Source organism: Thiomonas sp. SCN 64-16, from assembly GCF_001725585.1.
GTDB classification, from domain to species: domain Bacteria; phylum Pseudomonadota; class Gammaproteobacteria; order Burkholderiales; family Burkholderiaceae_C; genus Thiomonas; species Thiomonas arsenitoxydans.
Window position 1 is genome coordinate 1 of sequence record NZ_MEGQ01000039.1, and the last position, 18,901, is coordinate 18,901.

Here is an 18,901-nt window from a genome sequence, read left to right on the forward strand (position 1 = left end):
AGCCCTGTTGAAAAACTCGAATGTTCCGTCAGTACAGCAATACGCTTGTATCCCATCGCTTTGAAGTAGCCGGCCGTGAACAAGGCCTCGGCGCTGTTGGGCGGGGCGTTACGAAAGAAAGTCTTGTAACCCCTGGAAGTCAGTTCATCGCTGGTACCGTCAGAGGTCTGGATAATGTTTGCACGGGCATAAATCGGCTGCGCAGCAAGGGCTGCCCCACTCGTGTAACTGCCGATAACCGCCAGCACGCCGTCATTGGTCAACTGACGTGCACAAATTGCGGCTGGTGCGGCCTCGCCTTGGTCATCGCACACCTTCACTTCGAGTTGGTGTCCGAGCAATCCGCCTTTGGCGTTGGTCTGCTTGACGATCAGTTTCACGGCGTCTGCGATGCCCTGCCCTTCGTTGGCGTACTGACCCGTGATCGGCGCCTGAACACCGATGAGCAAAGGTTTGGCTGCAAACGCTGGGGCCGCTGCAAAAAATAGTGCGGCAACCGTTACGCTTAACTGGCGTTTGGTGAGTTTCATGCAAGTCTCCTGGATATGACATGCCTTGAGGGCTGATGATCACAGGCCTGATCGGAAAAGCGCCGCACGCAAACTTCGCAGTTTGCGGTTGCTTCTATACAGACCCATGTGGAGCAAAAAAGGCTCCGTTTGTCATTCCATCCTATGCCGGGTTTCGCGATCAAACCAGTTGGGGTTGTCGCAATATGTAACCCAAGGAGTTCCCCATGAACCTCATCCGTAACTGCACATCACCAAGTGCCGTGCAGCCCCCAATACACGATAAACACCAGCACCAGGGTGGAAATCGCCCATCCCCAGGGAGGCATCATGCCCCACAGTCGGTCGAGGGCACCGGCGCCGTCGTCCACCGGCAGTTGCCCGCGCATGACCTGATCGAAGCGGGAGAAAAAGGTTTCCGCCAGACTCTGCGCCGTGCTGTCCACCGTGCCCTTGCCCAGCTGGCCGATGGCGCCGCCCACTTCGGCGGTAGCCTGGTAGTTCATCTGCGTGCCGCCGTCTGCCGTGGGCTGCAACGCGACCAGGGCGCGGCCCAGGCCAAAACCGGCGCTCCCCGCGTTGCCCTCGAAGCGCAGCACGTAGCTGTGCGGCGGGTTGGGGTCTTCCAGCGTGAGTGTGCTGCTGAAGCGCGTCTTGAACCCGGCGACCGCCAGCACTTGCACGATCTCGAAATGTCCCGATCCGGTGTCGGTGATCGATTCGCAACCTGGAATGCAGGCTTTGAGCACTTCCGGGCTGTTGAGCGCCTCCCAGGTTTTCTGCGGGCTGGTCGGCAGTAGCCATTTCCCTTTGACATCCATTTCGGCCTCCATGTCGTCTCACCCAGTCGCGTCGTTCGAGTCATCGGACGGCAGACAGGCATATATCAAGACCAGCTTATATTCTGTGACTGACGACAGAAGCAAGCTGCGGTGCAGCAAAATCGGGAAACTCCTATTCGGGGCAATACCAATCCGCCCGCTTCGAGCGCCTTTCTTCCGCGCTGTGGCAAGGGCCTACACTGATCGGCTCTGGTGTTTCATCGGACGGATAACCATGCAGATCACCGTGCTCGACGACTATCAGGATGCAGTGCGCAAGCTCGATTGCGCGCAGCAGCTCGACGGTCACGACCTCAAGATATTCAATAACACCGTCAAAGGCGTAGGTCAGCTCAGCGTGCGCCTGCGCGACACCCAGGCGCTGGTGCTGATTCGCGACCGCACCGTGCTGTCGAGGCAATTGCTGGAAAAGTGCCCCAAGCTGCAACTCGTGGTGCAGACCGGCCGGATCGGCCCGCATGTGGATGTGCAAGCGTGCAGTGATCTGGGCATCGCCGTAGCCGATGGGCAGACCGACCCCGGCGTCACCGCCGAGCTGACCTGGGCGCTGGTGCTGGCCGCCATGCGGCGTCTGCCGCAGTATGTCGCCAGTCTGAAGCATGGTGCATGGCAGCAGGCCGGGCTGAAGTCGCAGTCGATGCCGCCCAATTTCGGTCTCGGTCAGCGCCTCGCGGGCAAGACGCTGGGCATCTGGGGCTATGGCCGTATTGGCCAGCACATTGCGCGGTACGGGCAGGCTTTCGACATGCGGGTTCAGGTCTGGGGCAGCGAGGCCTCACGCACGCGCGCTGCTGAACAAGGCTTGCTGGCGGCCGAGTCGCGCGAAGCCTTCTTCGCCACCAGCGATGTGCTCAGCCTGCACCTGCGCCTCACCGACGCCACCCGCCATCTCATCACCCTGGCCGATCTATCGCTGATGCAACCCACCTCTTTGCTCGTCAACACCGCCCGCCCCGACCTCCTCGCCCCGGATGCGTTGGTGGCCGCGCTCAATCGCGGACGGCCGGGTCTGGCGGCGGTGGATGTGTTCGAAGCCGAGCCGATTCTGCAGGGCCATCCGCTGCTGCGGCTGGAAAACGCCATCTGCACGCCGCACATCGGCTTTGTCGAGCAAGATCACTATGAGCAGATGTTCGCCCAGGCCTTCCGGACCATCGCCCAGTTTGCCGCGGGCGATCTGAGCGCGGCGATCAATGCAGGCGATTTATCGCCGCGCCGACCTTGATTTATTTGCCGATACAGAAACTGGAAAAAATCGCCCCGAGCAGATCGTCCGGGGTGTATTCGCCGGTGATCGCCATCAGCGCCTGATGCGATAGCCGCAATTCTTCGGCGAGCAGATCCAGCGGCGCCTGCGCGTCCAGCTCGATCAAGTGCAAGGCCGCACCGAGATGTTGCCCGGTGTGCTCCAGCGCCTGTACATGGCGCTGACGGGCAATGAACACGCCCTCGCTGGTCGGCTGCGCCCCTGCCAGTTGCAGCAGCTTGAGACGCAGTTCCTGCAGACCGTCTCCGGTCGCGGCGGAAATCCAGACCGACTCACCGGCCTCCACGCCCCATTGCGCCCAGACTTGTGGCAATGGCCGCGCCTGGGCGCCGGTTTCGACACAATCGCGCTTATTGAAAACGTGGAGCAGGGGCGCGCCCTTGGGGAGTCCGCGGGCGATTTCCGCCTCGGCCTGGGCATAGCCCGGCGCCTGCAGACGCGTGAGATCGTGCAGGAACACCACTACATCCGCACCGGCGATGGCGTGCCAGCTGCGCTGCACGCCGATGCGCTCCACCGCGTCGGCGCTGTCGCGCAGGCCCGCGGTATCGACGATGTGCAAGGGCACGCCCTCGATCTGGATGGTTTGGCTGACCTTGTCTCGCGTGGTGCCCGCAATGGGCGTGACGATGGCCAGCTCGGCCCCCGCCAATGCGTTGAGCAAGGAGCTCTTGCCCACATTCGGCTGCCCTGCCAGCACCACCTGGAGTCCTTCGCGCAGCAGTGCGCCCTGCCGCGTCTTGGCCTGCACCTGCTGCAGCGTCTGCTGCAAGGCCTGCAAACGCCGCTGCGCCTGCGCCTGGCGCAAAAAGTCGATGTCTTCCTCGGGAAAATCGAGCGTGGCCTCGACCAGCAGGCGCAACTCGACCAACTCGGCGGCCAGTGCGCGCACGGCCTGCGACAACTCGCCGGCCAGCGCCCGGGTGGCGCTGCGAGCGGCCGCCTCGGTACTGGCCTCGATCAGATCGGCCACGCTCTCGGCCTGCGCCAGATCGAGTTTGCCGTTGAGAAACGCGCGCCGGGTGAATTCGCCGGGCTGCGCCACCCGCAAGCGTGAAGAAGCCCCCAGTTCGAGCAGCCGCGCCAGCAGCAGTTGCAGCACCACCGGCCCGCCGTGGATCTGCAACTCCAGTACGTCTTCCCCGGTGTAGGAATGCGGCGCCGGAAAAAACAGCGCCAGCCCTTGGTCGATCACCCTGCCCTGACCATCCCCAAACGGCAGGTAAGTGGCATGGCGCGGCAGCAGCGCCCGGCCTGTGATGGCCTGCGCCAAAGCCGCAAGCGATTTGCCCGAAGCCCGGACGATGCCCACGGCGCCGCGACCGGGAGCCGTTGCAATGGCCACGATCGGATCGGCGTCTTGCGCCAACAGATTCATGGCCGGGCAACCGCGCGGATCGAATGGGCCTTTGAGTGGGCCTTTACTTGGCCGCCGCTGTGGTGTCGGTCAACACACCCACGCCCATCTTCTTGTTGATGAACCACTGCTGCGCAATCGACGTGGTGTTGTTGGTCAGCCAGTACAACACCAGACCGGCCGGGAAGAAAAAGAACATGATGGAAAACGCCGCCGGCATGATCCACATCAGCCGCGCCTGCATCGGGTCGGGCGGAGTCGGGTTGAGCTTGACCTGCAAGAAGGACGTTGCCGTCATGATGGCCGGCAGGATGTAGTACGGGTCTTTGGCCGACAGATCGTGGATCCACAGAATCCACGGCGCGCCGCGCAGTTCCACGCTCGATAGCAGCACCCAGTACAGCGCGATGAACACCGGTATCTGGATCACGATCGGCAGGCAGCCGCCCAGCGGATTGATCTTCTCCTTGCGGTACAGCTCGACCATGGCCTGATTCATCTTCGCCTGATCGCCCTTGTACGACTCGCGCAGCGCGTTGATGCGCGGTCCCACGGCCTTCATGCGCGCCATCGACTTATAGCTCGCCGCCGTCAGCGGGAAGAACGCCAGCTTGATCAGCAGCGTGAGCACGATGATCGACCAGCCCCAGTTCTGCACCACTTTGTGGATCATCTCCAGCAGCCAGAAAATCGGCTTGGCCAGAATGGTCACCCAGCCGTAGTCCTTCACCAGCTCAAGGCCGGGGGCGAGCGCGCCCAGCGTGCTTTCCAGCTCAGGGCCGACGAACAGCTTGGCATCGGTGGTGATGCTCTTGCCCGGAGCAATTTGCGGCAGCGGCTGAATCACCCCCACCGCATACAGGTTGTCGCCCAGCTTGCGGGTATAAAGGTCACGCGAGCCTTCATAGGGCTCAGGCACCCAGGCCGAAACGAAGTAGTGCTGAATCATGGCGACCCAGCCGCTGTCCGCCTTCTTAGGCGCCTCGTTGGTCTTGAGATCCTTGAACTCGAACTTCTGGAACTTGTTGGCGTTGTCGTAATACGCCGGGCCGGTATAGGTGTGATAGAAGTGCGACTCGTCACCCGCAGGCGTGTTGCCGTCGCGCACGAGCTGCATATACATCTGCGGCGCCACCGCGACACTACCGGTGTTGGTGATGGTGTTCTGCACATTCACCACATAGCTGTCGCGGGTGAAGGTGTAGGTGCGCTCGAGTTTGATGCCGCCCAGATCGGGCGAGACCAGTTTGACCTGCAGCGTCTTGGCGTTGCCCATGTCGCGCGGCCCCGGCAGCACCGTCATCTCGGTTTCATGGTTGGGAAAATCGCCCCCGATCAAGCCCGACTGCGCCATGTATTTATTGCTCGCCGTATCGTCGAACAAGACCACGTTCTTGCCCGGCTCGGTGCGGCTCTCATACTTGAGCAGCTTGGCATAGACCAGATTGCCGCCGCGCGAAGAAATTTTCACATCCATCAGATCGGTGCGGATGGTGGCGAGCTGGGCCGCGGGAGCGGCAGACGCCGCTGCGACCGGGGCGGACAGCGGCGCGGTTGCCGCAGCACCGGCGATATTCGGCGGCGTGGCCGCGCTTGGCGCCGCCTGCGGCACTGCGCTGGTCGGCGCGCTGGCGACTTGAGTCGGATGGGCCGGTGGCGTTCCGAACAAATCCGTCTCGCCGTTGTAGCGCAGCCAGGAGTTGTACAGAAAAATCATCGACATGGTGAAAACCACCCAGAGAACCGAACGGCGGAGATCCATACGCAAATCCTGTTGTAGTGATGCAGAAGTGCCCGATGGCTTCAGGGCTTGGGGGTGAACGATGAAGCACTCAGGGGTGAAGCAGAGGGAAATGAAACCGGGCTTTCCGGCCCCTCAGCGCAAGCGCCAGACTCCGCAGACGAGACTGATTCATCAGACCTCGACCCGCTATTGTGCATGGGCTGCGGTGACACAGCCTGCGCGCCATCTGAAGCAATCGCATCTGACGCTTCGTCCTCTTCCGTCCGTCGGCGCCAGGGCGCCCAGGTGAAAGCGTCTGGCACCGGCTCATGCCCCCCCTGACACCAGGGCTGGCACCGCAAAATTCTGACCGCGCCCAGATAGCTGCCCGCCGCTGCCCCGTGCCGCTCCAGCGCTTCGATGGTGTATTGCGAACAAGTGGGGTAAAAACGGCACTGCCCGCCCACCCAAGGGCTCAACAGCAGACGGTACAGCCGTACCAGACCGATCAGAACAGACTTCATGCGGCACTTCGCCCAGTCACCACGACCGTACGTTCGATCCAGCTTTTGAGCAAAGCGTTCACCGCCTGCTGCACATAGGCCAGCAACGCCGGTGAACGGGCGCTGCGGAATTCCGCGGGCAATTTGCGCGTCAACCGCAGCATCAGCACCGGCGCCTGCATCTGTGCCTCGCTCGGCAGCCGCAATTCACGCAGCGCCTGGCGCATCACCCGCTTGATCAGATTGCGCCGTACCGCCGGTTTGCAGAACTTTTTCGGAATGACCAGACCAAGCCAGCAGCGCGGCTGGGCAGAGGCAGGGGCGGCGTCTGGCACCCACTCGGTCGGCGTAGCGCGGTAGTGCAGGCGAAATTCAGCCTGTTGCGCGTAGCGCGCAGCAAACATCGCGGCAAACGCTTCGGGTTGCCGCAACATTTCGAGATGCAGAGTGCCCGATCGTGAAATCGGCTGATCTGCCATGACGTCCCCGACTGTCGAAAGATCGATATCGGCAGCCCGCAAAGCAGCAAGCCGCAGATCGTTCAAACCCAACAGCCCAGCGGATCTTAGACAGCCAGGCGCTTGCGGCCCTTAGCGCGGCGCGCATTGATGACCGCGCGGCCACCCCTGGTCTTCATCCGCACCAAAAAGCCGTGGGTACGCTGACGGCGGGTCTTCGAAGGTTGATACGTACGTTTCATGAAACTCACCTTGACAAAAATAGGAGCTGCGCGCCTGGACCTGTGCCTTCATGCTGTGCACACTCATGCACATCACCCCACAAATCCAAAATACGCGCGCCGAAAAAACTTAAAGTCGCAAACTTGAAGTCTTGCTACGCGCTAGACCAAGATTCCGAAAAAAAGCCCTCCATTGGACTGAGATTCCATCCTCTTGTCAATCAAAAGAGGTTTTCCAGAAAGCTCAGGCCCTGATGACCTTCAAAACGGCATTCAAAACCAACGATCATCCGCCTCAAATGCGCCCTGCAGCGCAAGCCCCCGGCTCCAAGAAAAATTGCCTGTTCAGTCTGTGGATAACTTGCACTGTGGAGTTAAACTGAGCGCTTTCCAAAGTTGACGATCGATGGCCTTTTCGACGGGCTTTGCAGGCGGCCAACGCCCCTGTCGAGGCCGATTCAGCCCCCGGCTGAATGTCGAATGTCCTGAAAATTGTCCACAAAATTTTTTGTCTCCCCCTCAAGGCGCGCAGCCCGGTTCCGCAGCCAGGTTCTTTAACCGGCTACCGTTGAGCCAGCGCCTTCTGGAACTCGTCTCTCTCGCCGTACCTGCATGACACAAGAACAATCCTGGCAGCAGTGCTGCGCCCAGTTGGCCACGGTCATCCCCGATCAGCAATTCGCCGCCTGGATCAAGCCGCTGTCCTGCCCCCACTGGAGCGAGGATGGCAACACTGCCATCCTGCACGTTCCCAACCGCTTCAAGCTCGACTGGTTGCGCTCACAGTATGGCCCGCGCATCACCGAGTCGCTCAGCGCGATCGTGGGCCGCCCTGTGCAGGTCGAATTCATTGTGCAGAAAGCGCCGGCACGCGCCGCCATGCATCACAGCGGGGCGCAGGGTTTGCAGTCCGGCGGTGGGGCAAGCTCCACATCGGGATCAGCGCAAGCGACTCATTCTGCCGACCACGCCACGCCCCAGCAATTGGCCGGTCCGGACGGCGTGAGTAACGCTGCGAGAGATGCCGCAGAAGCCGACGCCCTGGAGCGCTCGCGCCTCAACCCCATGCTCAGCTTCGAAACCCTGGTCACCGGCAAGGCCAACCAGCTTGCCCGCGCCGCGGCCATTCAAGTTGCGGAAAACCCCGGGCGCTCCTACAACCCGCTGTTCATCTACGGCGGCGTCGGTCTGGGCAAGACCCATCTCATGCACGCGGTCGGCAACGCGCTCCTGGCGCAACAGCCGGGCGCGCGCATTCGTTACCTGCAGGCCGAGCAGTTCGTCAGCGAAGTGGTGCGTGCCTACCAGCGCAAGGCCTTCGAGGAATTCAAGCGCTACTACCACTCGCTCGACCTGCTGCTGATCGACGACGTGCAGTTTTTCGCCGGCAAAGACAAGACGCAGGAAGAGTTTTTCTACGCTTTCGAAGCGCTGATCACCAAACGCTCGCAGATCATTCTCACCAGCGACACCTACCCCAAGGAACTCCGCGAGATGGATCAGCGCCTGGTCTCGCGCTTCGATTCCGGCCTCACGGTGGCCATCGAGCCGCCCGAACTCGAAATGCGCGTGGCCATTCTGCTGCGCAAGGCCGATGCCGAACTGGCCCATCTGCCGGAAGAAGTGGCGTTTTTTGTCGCCAAGAACGTGCGATCGAATGTGCGTGAACTCGAAGGCGCGCTGCGCAAAATTCTGGCCTACGCCCGCTTCAGCGGCCAGGACGTGTCGATCGGTCTGGCCAAGGAAGCGCTCAAAGATCTGCTGTCGCTGCAAAATCGCCAGGTGTCGGTCGAAAACATCCAGAAAACCGTGGCCGACTTCTACAAGATCAAGGTGGCCGATATGTATTCCAAAAAGCGCCCTGCCAGCATCGCCCGTCCGCGCCAGATCGCCATGTACCTCGCCAAGGAGCTGACGCACAAGAGCCTGCCGGAGATCGGCGAGCTGTTCGGAGGGCGCGATCACACCACGGTGCTCCATGCGGTGCGCAAGATCGGACAGGAGCGCATCAAACTGCAGGAACTCAACCAACAGCTCCATGTGCTCGAGCAAACTCTCAAAGCCTGAAGCCGAACCGCTTTTAGCGTCCTCCTTCTCAAAATGAACAAGTCGTTGTGTAGTGTGTGAAGAGTTTCTGGATAAGTCGGGGGCCAGCGCGTTTTCGGTCAAGTTGTTCCAAACCGTCCTTGCGCTCCAGACCGCTTGTCCACAGACTCTGGCTGCTGCGCAAACCGCATGAATACAGCGTTTTTTGTCTTATCCACAACACAGGCCGACCCTTACTATCAGTCCTATTCTGAATAAAGGAAAAGAAAGAATGAACAGATTGACGTCTTCCCGCGATGAACTGCTCAAGCTGCTCGGACAGGGAGCGGGCATCGTCGAGCGCCGCCAAACCCTGCCCATCCTCGCCAATGTGCTCATCCAGCACAACGCGAATGGCACTCTGTTCATCACCAGCGATATGGAAGTGCAGATCCGTCTGCAAGCGGGCGAGGCGGTACAGACCAGTGCGGAAGACGCGGCCATCACAGTCAATATGCGCAAGCTGCTCGACATCCTGCGCGCGGCCAGCCCGGGCAATGTGACGCTGGAATGGTCAGACGGCAAGATGACGGTTCGGGCCGCCAAAAGCCGCTTCAGCCTGCAAACCCTGCCGGCAGAAGACTTTCCGCTGGTACGCGCTGCGACCGACTTCAGCGACCACGCCCTGCGCCTGCCGCAAAAGCTGCTCAAGCGCCTGCTCGGCCTGACCCACTTCGCCATGGCGCAGCACGATATTCGCTACTACCTCAATGGCATGTTGTGGGTAGCCGATGGACAGCAGATGCATCTGGTGGCCACCGACGGTCACCGCATGACCCTGGCTTCCGCCCCGCTGGAAAAGGCGGTGGAGCGGCGCGAAATCATTCTGCCGCGCAAGACCGTGCTCGAACTCAGCCGCCTGCTCAGCGATGAAGACGACGCCATGATCGACATCGCCCTGGCCAGCAATCAGGCGCGCTTGACCCTGGACGGGCTGGAATTCACCAGCAAGCTCATCGAAGGCAAGTTCCCCGATTACCAGCGCGTCGTGCCCAAGGGCCACCGAAATATGCTGCAGGTCGAGCGCACGACGCTGCAGGCGGCGCTGCAGCGCGTGGCCATTCTGACCAACGACAAGTTCAAAGGCGTGCGCGTCAACTTAGAGCCGGGGCTGTTGCGGCTGACCTCCATCAACGCCGAGCAGGAAGAAGCGCAGGAAGAAATCGATATCGACTACGGCGGCGACGTCATCGAAATCGGCTTCAACATCGCCTACCTCATCGACGCGCTGGCCAATATGACCTCCGACCAGATTCGCCTCGAACTGCAGGACGGCAACAGCAGCGCGCTGTTCACCATGCCCGACGAGCCCAACTTCAAGTACGTGGTCATGCCCATGCGGATCTGAGCGGTCGCATGCTCATTGCGCTTCACCCCGCCTCACCGAATCGATTTTTTGCCATGAAAGCTCATGGAATCTGTTTTTGAAAGTGTCTGATGAACGAACCGAAGAACGACAGCTACAGCGAAAATTCCATTCAAATCCTGGAGGGACTCGAAGCGGTGCGCAAACGTCCCGGCATGTACATCGGCGACACCTCAGACGGCACCGGCCTGCATCATCTGGTGTTCGAAGTCGTCGATAACTCCATCGACGAAGCCCTGGCCGGGTTTTGTGATGACATCGTCGTCACCATCCACTCAGACAACTCCATCAGCGTGACCGACAACGGCCGCGGCATTCCTACCGGCGTGAAGATGGACGATAAGCACGAGCCCAAGCGCAGCGCGGCCGAAATCGCCCTCACCGAGCTGCACGCCGGGGGCAAGTTCAATCAGAACAGCTACAAGGTCTCCGGCGGCCTGCACGGTGTGGGTGTGAGCTGCGTCAACGCTCTGTCGCAATGGCTGCGCCTCGTGGTGCGGCGCGACGGCGATGTGCATACCCTCGAATTCGTCCGCGGCGCGCTGCAAAACCGGCAGACGCAGATGATCGATGGAGTGGAAGTCTCCGTCGCTCCGATTACCGGCAAGACCGATAAACGCGGCACCGAGGTGCACTTCCTGCCAGATGCCGAGATTTTCACCACGGTCGATTTCCACTACGAAGTGCTGGCTAAGCGCCTGCGCGAGCTTTCCTTCCTCAACCACGGCGTCAAGATCCGGCTAGTGGATGAGCGTCAGGGCAAGGAAGAAAACTTCGCCTTCTCCGGCGGGGTGAAAGGCTTTGTCGAATACATCAACCGCGGCAAGAGCGTGCTGCACCCCAATATTTTTTATGCCCAAGCTGAGAAAGCTTCCGAGGTAGGCAGCACCATCAGCGTGGAAGTCTCCATGCAGTGGAACGACGGCTACGCTGAAACCGTGCAGTGCTTCACCAACAACATTCCGCAGCGCGACGGCGGCACCCACCTCACCGGACTGCGCGCAGCGATGACCCGGGTGATGAACAAATACATCGACGACAACGAGCTGGCGAAAAAAGCCAAGGTCGAGATCAGCGGTGACGACATGCGCGAAGGCCTCACCTGCGTGCTATCGGTCAAAGTGCCCGACCCCAAGTTCAGCAGCCAGACCAAGGACAAGCTGGTGTCGAGCGAAGTGCGCGGCCCGGTCGAAGACCTGGTGGCCAAGGCGCTGTCCGACTACCTGCTCGAAACCCCGACCGACGCCAAAATCATCTGCGGCAAGATCATCGACGCTGCCCGTGCCCGCGAAGCCGCGCGCAAGGCGCGCGAAATGACCCGCCGCAAGGGCGTGATGGACGGTCTGGGCCTGCCCGGAAAACTGGCCGACTGCCAGGAAAAAGACCCCGCCCTGTGCGAGCTCTATCTGGTGGAGGGCGACTCCGCCGGCGGCTCGGCCAAACAGGGCCGCGACCGCAAGTTCCAAGCCATCCTGCCCCTGCGCGGCAAGATTCTCAACGTCGAGAAGGCGCGCTTCGAGAAGCTGCTCACCAGCAACGAAATCCTCACCCTCATTACCGCGATGGGCACCAGCATCGGCAAGGACGATTTCAACATCGACAAGCTGCGTTACCACCGCATCATCATCATGACCGATGCCGACGTGGACGGCGCGCACATCCGCACCCTGCTGCTCACTTTCTTCTTCCGCCAGATGCCCGAGATTGTCGAGCGCGGGCACATCTACATCGCCCAGCCGCCGCTCTACAAAGTCAAACACGGCAAGGATGAGCAATATCTCAAAGACGCCTCTGAGCTCGACGCCTACCTGCTGCGCGTGGCGCTCAAAGACGCCGTCATCCACCGCCCTGATACCCCGGCGCCGCTGGCGGGTGAAACCCTCGAACAACTCGCTCGCCAGCATGTCCTGGCCGAAGCCGTGATCGCTCGGCTGGGCGTGTTCATGGATGAGCAGGCCCTGCGCGCCATCGTCGATGGTGTCGTCATTGACCTCGACCATGCGGCGCAAGCCAGCGCCGATGCGATGGCGGCCTATCTGGAGAAGCACACCGACCATGGCGAAGCGCCGCAAGTGCTCGCCGAAATCGACCCGCGTACCGAAAAACCGTATCTGCGTATCGTGCGCCGTCACCACGGCAACCTCAAATCCACCGTGCTGCACGCCGACTTCGTTCACGGCGCCGACTACGCCGTGCTGGCGCAGGCCGCGCAGACCTTCCACGGACTCATCGCCGCAGGCTCATCCGTGCGGCGCGGCAACGGCGACAACGCCAAGGAAGCCGCCGTGGCCAGTTTCCGCGAAGCCATGGACTGGCTCATCCGCCAGGCCGAAAACACCGTCGGCCGCCAGCGCTACAAAGGCCTGGGCGAGATGAATCCCGAGCAACTCTGGGAAACCACCATGGACCCGGCCGTGCGCCGCCTGCTGCGCGTGCAGATCGACGACGCCATCGAAGCCGACCGCGTGTTCACCATGCTCATGGGCGACGAAGTCGAACCCCGGCGCGACTTCATCGAAACCAACGCCCTGCGGGCGGCGAATCTGGATATTTGACGACGTTTTGTAGGTGAAGACATAAGCTGAGCAAGCTATGGAGCTTCCAGTTCGATAAAGGTGGTCAATAGCCCGGCGCTTGAGCGGCGCTGGGCTTTTTTACTCGCCGTGCTCGCATCGGCTGAGCAGAATTCAGTGTTCTGGCACGTGCAACACGCAGCGGCTAAAGTGACAGAGATGCGGTGACAGGGATGCGCGCAGCAGCAGCGCGAGCTTGGCGCCGTTGCCAAAACAATTACTGCTTGCGGAGCATCGATGTTCCGCTGAAACATCATGACCGATTCCTCTCCATCTTCCGACACCTCTGCCGTGGTTCTGGCTTCGGCCGATGAAATGCGCGGGCGTGCCCGGCGTCGGGGCAAGCTCAAGGGGCGCCAGCCCGAGCCGCAGGCGCTGGCCGAGGTGCAGCAGCTTATCGGCGCCGGGCCGCACCGCCGCGATCTGCTGATCGAGCATTTGCACCGCATCAATGACCAGTGGCACGGGCTGCACGAGCGCCATTTGGTGGCGCTGGCCCGGTTGATGAATCTGCCGATGGCCGAGGTGTACGAGGTGGCGACTTTCTATCACCACTTCGAAGTGCTGCGCGACGATGCCCAGCCTGCGGCCATCACGGTGCGCGTGTGCGACAGCCTGTCGTGCTCGCTGGCCGGGGCGAGCGATCTTCTGCAGCGTCTGCCGCAGTTGCTCGGCGCCGAGGTGCGCGTGATGCCCACGCCTTGCGTGGGCCGCTGCGAGCAGGCGCCGGTGGCGGTGGTGGGGCAATGGCCGGTGGCGCATGCCACGCCAGACGCGGTGCGCGAGAGCGTGGCAAACCGACGCCTGCAGCATCCGCTACCTGCTGATGATGCAGACTTCGACCTGGCCGCAGTCGGCCCGCAGGCGGTCACCAACGGGTCGGGCGAGGTGACCCCGGCCTGTGTCGGCTATGACGCTTACCGCGCGCGGGGCGGTTATGCACTGGCGGCGGCTGTAGCCAGCGGCCAGCGTTCAGCGGAAGAGGTGATCAAAGCCTTGAGTGACTCGGGCCTGCGCGGCCTGGGCGGCGCGGGTTTTCCGGCAGGGCGCAAATGGGGCATCGTGCGCAACTACCCCGCGCCCCGGCTGATGGCGGTGAATATCGACGAGGGCGAGCCGGGCACCTTCAAGGATCGCACCTATCTCGAGCGAGACCCGCACCGCTTTATCGAGGGCGTGCTGATTGCCGCGCAGGTGGTGGGTATTTCCACCTGCTACCTCTACCTGCGCGACGAGTATCACGGCGGCCGCGCCGTTCTGGAGCGCGAGATTGCCCGGCTGCAGGCCGATCCGCCCTGCGCGCTGCCGCACATCGAGCTGCGGCGCGGCGCGGGCGCATATATCTGCGGCGAAGAGTCGGCGATGATCGAGAGCATCGAAGGCAAGCGCGGCGAACCGCGCATGCGTCCGCCCTACATCGCTGAAATTGGTCTGTTCGGACGCCCCACACTCGAACACAACTTCGAGACCCTGTATTGGGTGCGCGATATCGTCGAGCGTGGCGCGGCCTGGTTCAGCAGCTTTGGGCTGAATGGCCGCAAGGGGCTGCGTTCCTTCAGCGTCAGCGGCCGGGTGAAGTCGCCCGGGGTGAAACTCGCTCCGGCGGGCATCACCTTGAAGGAACTGGTCGACACCTATTGCGGCGGCATGCTCGACGGCCACACGCTCTACGCCTACCTGCCCGGCGGCGCTTCCGGGGGCATCCTACCGGCGCGGCTGGCCGATGTGCCGCTCGACTTCGACACCCTGCAGCCGCATGGTTGCTTCATTGGCTCTGCAGCCATCATCGTGCTCAGCCACCAAGACCGCGCCCGCGACGCCGCGCTCAACGTCATGCGCTTTTTCGAGCACGAAAGCTGCGGCCAGTGCACGCCCTGCCGCGTCGGCACCGGCAAGGCCGCGCAACTGATGCAGGCTCCGCAATGGGATCACGCCACGCTCGAAGACCTGAATCAGGTCATGGCCGACGCCTCCATCTGCGGCCTCGGACAGGCGGCGCCCAACCCGGTGCGCTGCGTGCAGACCTATTTTGCTCACGAGGTGTCTTGAATGAATACGAAGACGATCGAGCTTGAACTCAATGGCCGCCCGGTGCAGGCGCTCGAAGGCGAAACCCTGCTGGAACTGGCCGACCGCCACGGTGTGGCGATACCCCGGCTGTGCCACAAACCCGGCTACCGGCCCGATGGCAACTGCCGCGCCTGCATGGTCGAGATCAACGGCGAGCGTGTGCTGGCGCCAAGCTGCTGCCGCACCGCAACCGAGGGCATGAAGGTGCATGCCGACAGCCCGCGCGCGGTGAAGAGCCAGAACATGGTGCTCGAAATGCTGCTGTCGGACCTGCCCGAGAAGGGCTACAAATGGCTGGGCGACGACGCCACCCGCCCGCACGGCGAACTCAGCGACTGGGCCGCGCGCCAAAACGTGCAGGTGCGACCGGCGCTGGCGGCGATTTCAAGAACACGCCGGGCCGCCCCAAGTGTTCTTGACCCCCACGGGGGGCGGGCAGGGCACAGCCCGGCCCAGGGGGCACTCACCCGCCGCACCCAGCCCGCGCCCGACGTGTCGCACCCGGCGATGGCGGTCAACCTCGATGCCTGCATTCAGTGCAACCGCTGCGTGCGAGCCTGCCGCGAAGAGCAGGTCAACGACGTCATCGGCTACGCCTTTCGCGGCCATCACAGCGAAATCGTGTTCGACCTGCACGACCCCATGGGCGACAGCACCTGCGTGGCCTGCGGCGAGTGCGTGCAAGCCTGCCCCACGGGCGCGCTCATGCCCAAGACCCACATCGGCGCGCAGACAGTTGATCGCCGGGTCGATTCGGTCTGCCCGTTCTGCGGCGTGGGCTGCCAGATCACCTACAACGTGAAAGACGAGATCATCGTCAGCGTCGATGGCCGCGATGGCCCCGCCAACCACGGCCGCCTGTGCGTCAAAGGCCGCTTTGGCTTCGACTACGCGCACCACCCGCAACGCCTGACCCGACCGCTGATCCGCAAGCCCGGCGTGCCCAAAGACCCGGCCCTGCTGTCGCACCAGGGCGATTGGCGCGACGCCTTCCGCGAGGCCACCTGGGAAGAAGCGCTCGACTTCGCCGCCGGCAAGCTCAAAGACCTGCGTACCCGCCACGGCGACAAGGCGCTGGCCGGTTTCGGCTCGGCCAAAGGCAGCAACGAAGAGGCCTACTTGTTCCAGAAGCTGGTGCGCACCGGCTTCGGCAGCAACAACGTCGACCACTGCACCCGGCTGTGCCATGCGTCCAGCGTGGCCGCGCTGCTCGAAGGGGTGGGCTCGGGCGCGGTGAGCAACCAGGTCAACGATGTGGAGCATGCCGAGCTCATTCTGGTGATCGGCTCCAACCCCACGGCCAATCACCCGGTGGCGGCCACCTGGATGAAAAACGCCGCCAAGCGCGGCGCCAAGATCGTGCTGGCCGATCCGCGCGTGACCGACATCGGCCGCCATGCCTGGTGCACGCTGCAGTTCCGCCCCGATACCGACGTGGCCCTGCTCAACGCCATGATTCACACCGTCATCGAAGAAGGCCTGGTCGATCAGGAGTTCGTGACGCAGCGCGCCAGCAACTTCGAGGCGCTGAAGCAAAACATCCAGGGCTACAGCGCCGAGGCCATGGCGCCGATCTGCGGCATACCGGCCGAGACCATCCGCGAAGTGGCCCGCGCCTTCGCCACCAGCAAGGCCTCGATGATTCTGTGGGGCATGGGCATCAGCCAGCATGTGCACGGCACCGACAACGCGCGCTGCCTCATCGCGCTGACCAGCGTGACCGGCCAGATCGGCAAGCCCGGCAGCGGGCTGCATCCCCTGCGCGGGCAGAACAATGTGCAGGGCGCGAGCGATGCGGGCCTCATTCCCATGATGTACCCGAACTACCAGCTCGTCAGCAATCCGCAGGCGCATGCGTGGTTCGAGGCGTTCTGGCAGACACGGCTCGACGACAAGCCCGGCTACACCGTGGTCGAGATCCTGCACAAATGCCTGGCGCCCGACAGCGATCCGCACAAGATACGCGGCATGTATATCGAGGGCGAAAACCCGGCGATGAGCGACCCCGATCTGAACCACGCGCGGCAGGCGCTGTGCGCGCTGGAACATCTGGTGGTTCAGGATATTTTCATGACCGAGACCGCCTGGCTGGCCGATGTGGTGCTGCCCGCGAGCGCCTGGCCCGAGAAGACCGGCACCGTCACCAACACCGACCGCATGGTGCAACTGGGGCGGCGCGCGCTCAACCCGCCGGGCGATGCGCGGCCCGATCTGTGGATCATCCAGCAGATGGCCGCGCGCATGGGGCTGAACTGGCACTACCCCGGCCCGGAGCAGGGTGTAGCCGCGGTGTATGAAGAAATGCGCCAGACCATGGCGGCGGCCATCGGCGGCATTACCTGGGAGCGGCTGGAGCGCGAGGGCAGCGTGACCTATCCCTGCCTCACGCCGCAAGACCCGGGGCAGCCCATTGTGTTCGCAGACCGTTTTCCGACTGCGGACGGCCGCGTCAAATTGGTACCCGCCGACATCATTCCAGCGTCCGAGCGGCCCGATGCGGAGTTTCCGCAGGTGCTCATCACCGGTCGCCAGCTCGAACACTGGCACACCGGCAGCATGACGCGGCGCTCAGCCGTGCTGGGCGCTATCGAGCCGATGCCCACCGCGTCGATGAATTCGGCCGAGCTGCGCAAACTCGGCGTGCAGCCGGGCGAGCCCATCACCGTGCGTTCGCGCCGCGGCGCCGTGGTGCTCACCGCGCGGCGCGACGACGGCACGCCCGACGGCGCCGTATTCATTCCCTTCGCTTATTACGAGGCCGCGGCCAATCTGCTGACCAATCCGGCGCTCGACCCGTTCGGCAAGATCCCCGAGTTCAAGTACTGCGCGGTGGCCGTGAGCGCAGGCGGCACGCTGGCGCCGGTTGCGGGTTACGCCCGCAGCAGGGCCGAGATTTCGGAGCCAGCGACATAGGCCTTATGGGCTTCAATATGGGCGATCTACCCGCTTTGGAGACCGTAGCGCCAACCGCCTTCGAGGCCGTGGCGCTGCCGCGTCGGCCCGACGCGCCCCGCCTCAGTCAGGCGCGCTGCGAGGTCGTGCGGCCGATCGGGATACTCGATCAGCATGGCGAGCATCGGCAGATCGACATCCCGACCGAACGTCCGCTGACGATCTATCTCGACAAACGCGAGCTGGTCACGCTGATGACTCTGGGCGCGAATCCCGAACTGCTGGTGCTCGGCTACCTGCTCAATCAGGGCCTGGTCGAGCAGGTGGGCGAGATCGACGGCATCGATGTGGACTGGGCGGTGGAGGCCGCGGCGGTGCGCACCCGCCACGGCGTCAGCGACCTCGAAGCCCGCATCGCGCGCCGCGTCGTCACCACCGGCTGCGGGCAGGGTACGGTCTTTGGCGACGCGATGGCGCAACTGGGCCAGACCCGCCTGCCCGACGCGCAGGCCGCGCGCCTGAGCCACGCTACGCTGATCAGCCTGCTCGACCAAATGAAGCTACGCGACAGCGTGCACCGCCAGGCCGGATCGGTGCACGGCTGCGCACTGTTTCACGGCGACGCGCTGCAATGCTTTGTCGAAGACGTCGGCCGCCACAACGCCATCGACACCGTCGCCGGCTGGATGGCGGTGCACGGCGTGCAGGGGGGCGACAAGGTGTTCTACACCACCGGGCGGCTCACCAGCGAAATGGTGATCAAGTCGGCCCGGATGGGCGTGCCCATCATCGTGTCGCGCAACGGGGTGACCGCCATGGGCCACCAACTGGCCGAGACGCTGGGCATGACCCTGTTCGGCCGCGCCGCGGGCCGTCACTTCCTGTGCTACACCGGGTTTGAACGCTTCGACGCCGAAGCCCCGCCGCCCACCGTCCCTCTCGCCTTCACCGACACGGCTCATGAGAAAACGCCGGGCCGCCCCAAGTTTTCTCATCCCCCTCGGGGGGCCTGACGCGAACGCGGCAGGTCTGGGG

13 protein-coding genes and 1 pseudogene are annotated in these 18,901 nt (G+C 63.1%); 7 read left to right on the plus strand and 7 right to left on the minus strand.

The features are described 5' to 3' along the window. Together ABT24_RS11220 and ABT24_RS11225 are read right to left on the minus strand one after the other, a co-directional pair. Nucleotides 1-530 (minus strand): branched-chain amino acid ABC transporter substrate-binding protein (locus ABT24_RS11220; protein ID WP_286737836.1); only part of this gene is annotated, 530 nt, incomplete at its 3' end. Between the two features lie 230 nt (nucleotides 531-760). Then, complete coding sequence (locus ABT24_RS11225; protein WP_013107601.1) at nucleotides 761-1,330, minus strand: SRPBCC family protein; 570 nt, start codon at nucleotides 1,328-1,330, stop codon at nucleotides 761-763. Nucleotides 1,331-1,565: 235 nt separating this feature from the next. On the opposite strand from ABT24_RS11225, the gene ABT24_RS11230 reads away from it, so the two are divergent. Next, entirely contained in the window at nucleotides 1,566-2,576 is a 1,011-nt protein-coding gene (locus ABT24_RS11230) for a D-2-hydroxyacid dehydrogenase family protein (RefSeq protein ID WP_276732207.1), read from the plus strand. 1 nt (nucleotide 2,577) lies between these two features. Here the strand turns inward: ABT24_RS11230 and mnmE are convergent, their stop codons facing one another. The 5 genes and pseudogenes from mnmE to rpmH form a co-directional block, all read right to left on the minus strand. Continuing rightward, nucleotides 2,578-3,996 (minus strand): tRNA uridine-5-carboxymethylaminomethyl(34) synthesis GTPase MnmE, encoded by a 1,419-nt coding sequence (gene mnmE, locus ABT24_RS11235; protein WP_276732206.1) that lies wholly within the window; start codon nucleotides 3,994-3,996, stop codon nucleotides 2,578-2,580. Nucleotides 3,997-4,039: 43 nt separating this feature from the next. Continuing rightward, a complete protein-coding gene (gene yidC, locus ABT24_RS11240; protein ID WP_276732205.1) occupies nucleotides 4,040-5,737 on the minus strand; it encodes a membrane protein insertase YidC in 1,698 nt (565 codons plus the stop codon). Between the two features lie 278 nt (nucleotides 5,738-6,015). Next, a pseudogene (gene yidD / locus ABT24_RS11245) lies at nucleotides 6,016-6,222 on the minus strand (membrane protein insertion efficiency factor YidD); the annotation flags it as partial. Then, on the minus strand, nucleotides 6,219-6,635 hold the full coding sequence (locus tag ABT24_RS11250) for a ribonuclease P protein component (RefSeq protein ID WP_276732203.1): 417 nt from the start codon (nucleotides 6,633-6,635) through the stop codon (nucleotides 6,219-6,221). The gene ABT24_RS11250 and the pseudogene yidD, both read right to left, overlap by 4 nt. A 131-nt stretch (nucleotides 6,636-6,766) precedes the next feature. After that, nucleotides 6,767-6,901 (minus strand): 50S ribosomal protein L34, encoded by a 135-nt coding sequence (rpmH, locus tag ABT24_RS11255; protein ID WP_013107607.1) that lies wholly within the window; start codon nucleotides 6,899-6,901, stop codon nucleotides 6,767-6,769. A gap of 591 nt (nucleotides 6,902-7,492) precedes the next feature. On the opposite strand from rpmH, the gene dnaA reads away from it, so the two are divergent. The 6 genes from dnaA (at nucleotide 7,493) to ABT24_RS11285 (ending at nucleotide 18,879) form a co-directional block, all read left to right on the plus strand. Beyond that, entirely contained in the window at nucleotides 7,493-8,947 is a 1,455-nt protein-coding gene (gene dnaA, locus ABT24_RS11260; protein ID WP_276732202.1) for a chromosomal replication initiator protein DnaA, read from the plus strand. Between the two features lie 250 nt (nucleotides 8,948-9,197). Further along, on the plus strand, nucleotides 9,198-10,313 hold the full coding sequence (gene dnaN / locus ABT24_RS11265) for a DNA polymerase III subunit beta (RefSeq protein ID WP_013121834.1): 1,116 nt from the start codon (nucleotides 9,198-9,200) through the stop codon (nucleotides 10,311-10,313). A gap of 89 nt (nucleotides 10,314-10,402) precedes the next feature. Next, the gene (gyrB, locus tag ABT24_RS11270; protein ID WP_276732201.1) at nucleotides 10,403-12,886 is read left to right on the plus strand and encodes a DNA topoisomerase (ATP-hydrolyzing) subunit B; all 2,484 of its coding nucleotides are present in this window, start codon (nucleotides 10,403-10,405) and stop codon (nucleotides 12,884-12,886) included. Nucleotides 12,887-13,159: 273 nt separating this feature from the next. Beyond that, nucleotides 13,160-14,953, plus strand: a complete 1,794-nt coding sequence (locus ABT24_RS11275; RefSeq protein ID WP_276732200.1) for an NADH-ubiquinone oxidoreductase-F iron-sulfur binding region domain-containing protein — start codon at nucleotides 13,160-13,162, stop codon at nucleotides 14,951-14,953. After that, nucleotides 14,954-17,887 carry a formate dehydrogenase subunit alpha gene (fdhF, locus tag ABT24_RS11280; RefSeq protein ID WP_276732199.1) on the plus strand — a complete coding sequence of 978 codons (2,934 nt, stop codon included), beginning with the start codon at nucleotides 14,954-14,956 and terminating at the stop codon, nucleotides 17,885-17,887. A gap of 17 nt (nucleotides 17,888-17,904) precedes the next feature. Then, nucleotides 17,905-18,879: a formate dehydrogenase accessory sulfurtransferase FdhD gene (locus tag ABT24_RS11285; protein WP_276732198.1), complete on the plus strand. Its 975-nt coding sequence runs from the start codon at nucleotides 17,905-17,907 to the stop codon at nucleotides 18,877-18,879. The last annotated feature ends 22 nt before the right edge of the window (nucleotides 18,880-18,901 follow it).

Excerpts from the sequence above, each read along its gene's own strand:
- ABT24_RS11275 (WP_276732200.1), top strand. The coding sequence starts at position 13,160 with ATGACCGATTCCTCTCCATCTTCCGACACCTCTGCCGTGGTTCTGGCT.
- gyrB (WP_276732201.1), top strand. The coding sequence starts at position 10,403 with ATGAACGAACCGAAGAACGACAGCTACAGCGAAAATTCCATTCAAATC.
- fdhF (WP_276732199.1), top strand. The coding sequence starts at position 14,954 with ATGAATACGAAGACGATCGAGCTTGAACTCAATGGCCGCCCGGTGCAG.
- rpmH (WP_013107607.1), bottom strand. The coding sequence starts at position 6,901 with ATGAAACGTACGTATCAACCTTCGAAGACCCGCCGTCAGCGTACCCAC.
- dnaN (WP_013121834.1), top strand. The coding sequence starts at position 9,198 with ATGAACAGATTGACGTCTTCCCGCGATGAACTGCTCAAGCTGCTCGGA.
- ABT24_RS11230 (WP_276732207.1), top strand. The coding sequence starts at position 1,566 with ATGCAGATCACCGTGCTCGACGACTATCAGGATGCAGTGCGCAAGCTC.
- ABT24_RS11285 (WP_276732198.1), top strand. The coding sequence starts at position 17,905 with ATGGGCGATCTACCCGCTTTGGAGACCGTAGCGCCAACCGCCTTCGAG.
- dnaA (WP_276732202.1), top strand. The coding sequence starts at position 7,493 with ATGACACAAGAACAATCCTGGCAGCAGTGCTGCGCCCAGTTGGCCACG.
- mnmE (WP_276732206.1), bottom strand. The coding sequence starts at position 3,996 with ATGAATCTGTTGGCGCAAGACGCCGATCCGATCGTGGCCATTGCAACG.
- ABT24_RS11250 (WP_276732203.1), bottom strand. The coding sequence starts at position 6,635 with ATGTTGCGGCAACCCGAAGCGTTTGCCGCGATGTTTGCTGCGCGCTAC.
- ABT24_RS11225 (WP_013107601.1), bottom strand. The coding sequence starts at position 1,330 with ATGGATGTCAAAGGGAAATGGCTACTGCCGACCAGCCCGCAGAAAACC.
- yidC (WP_276732205.1), bottom strand. The coding sequence starts at position 5,737 with ATGGATCTCCGCCGTTCGGTTCTCTGGGTGGTTTTCACCATGTCGATG.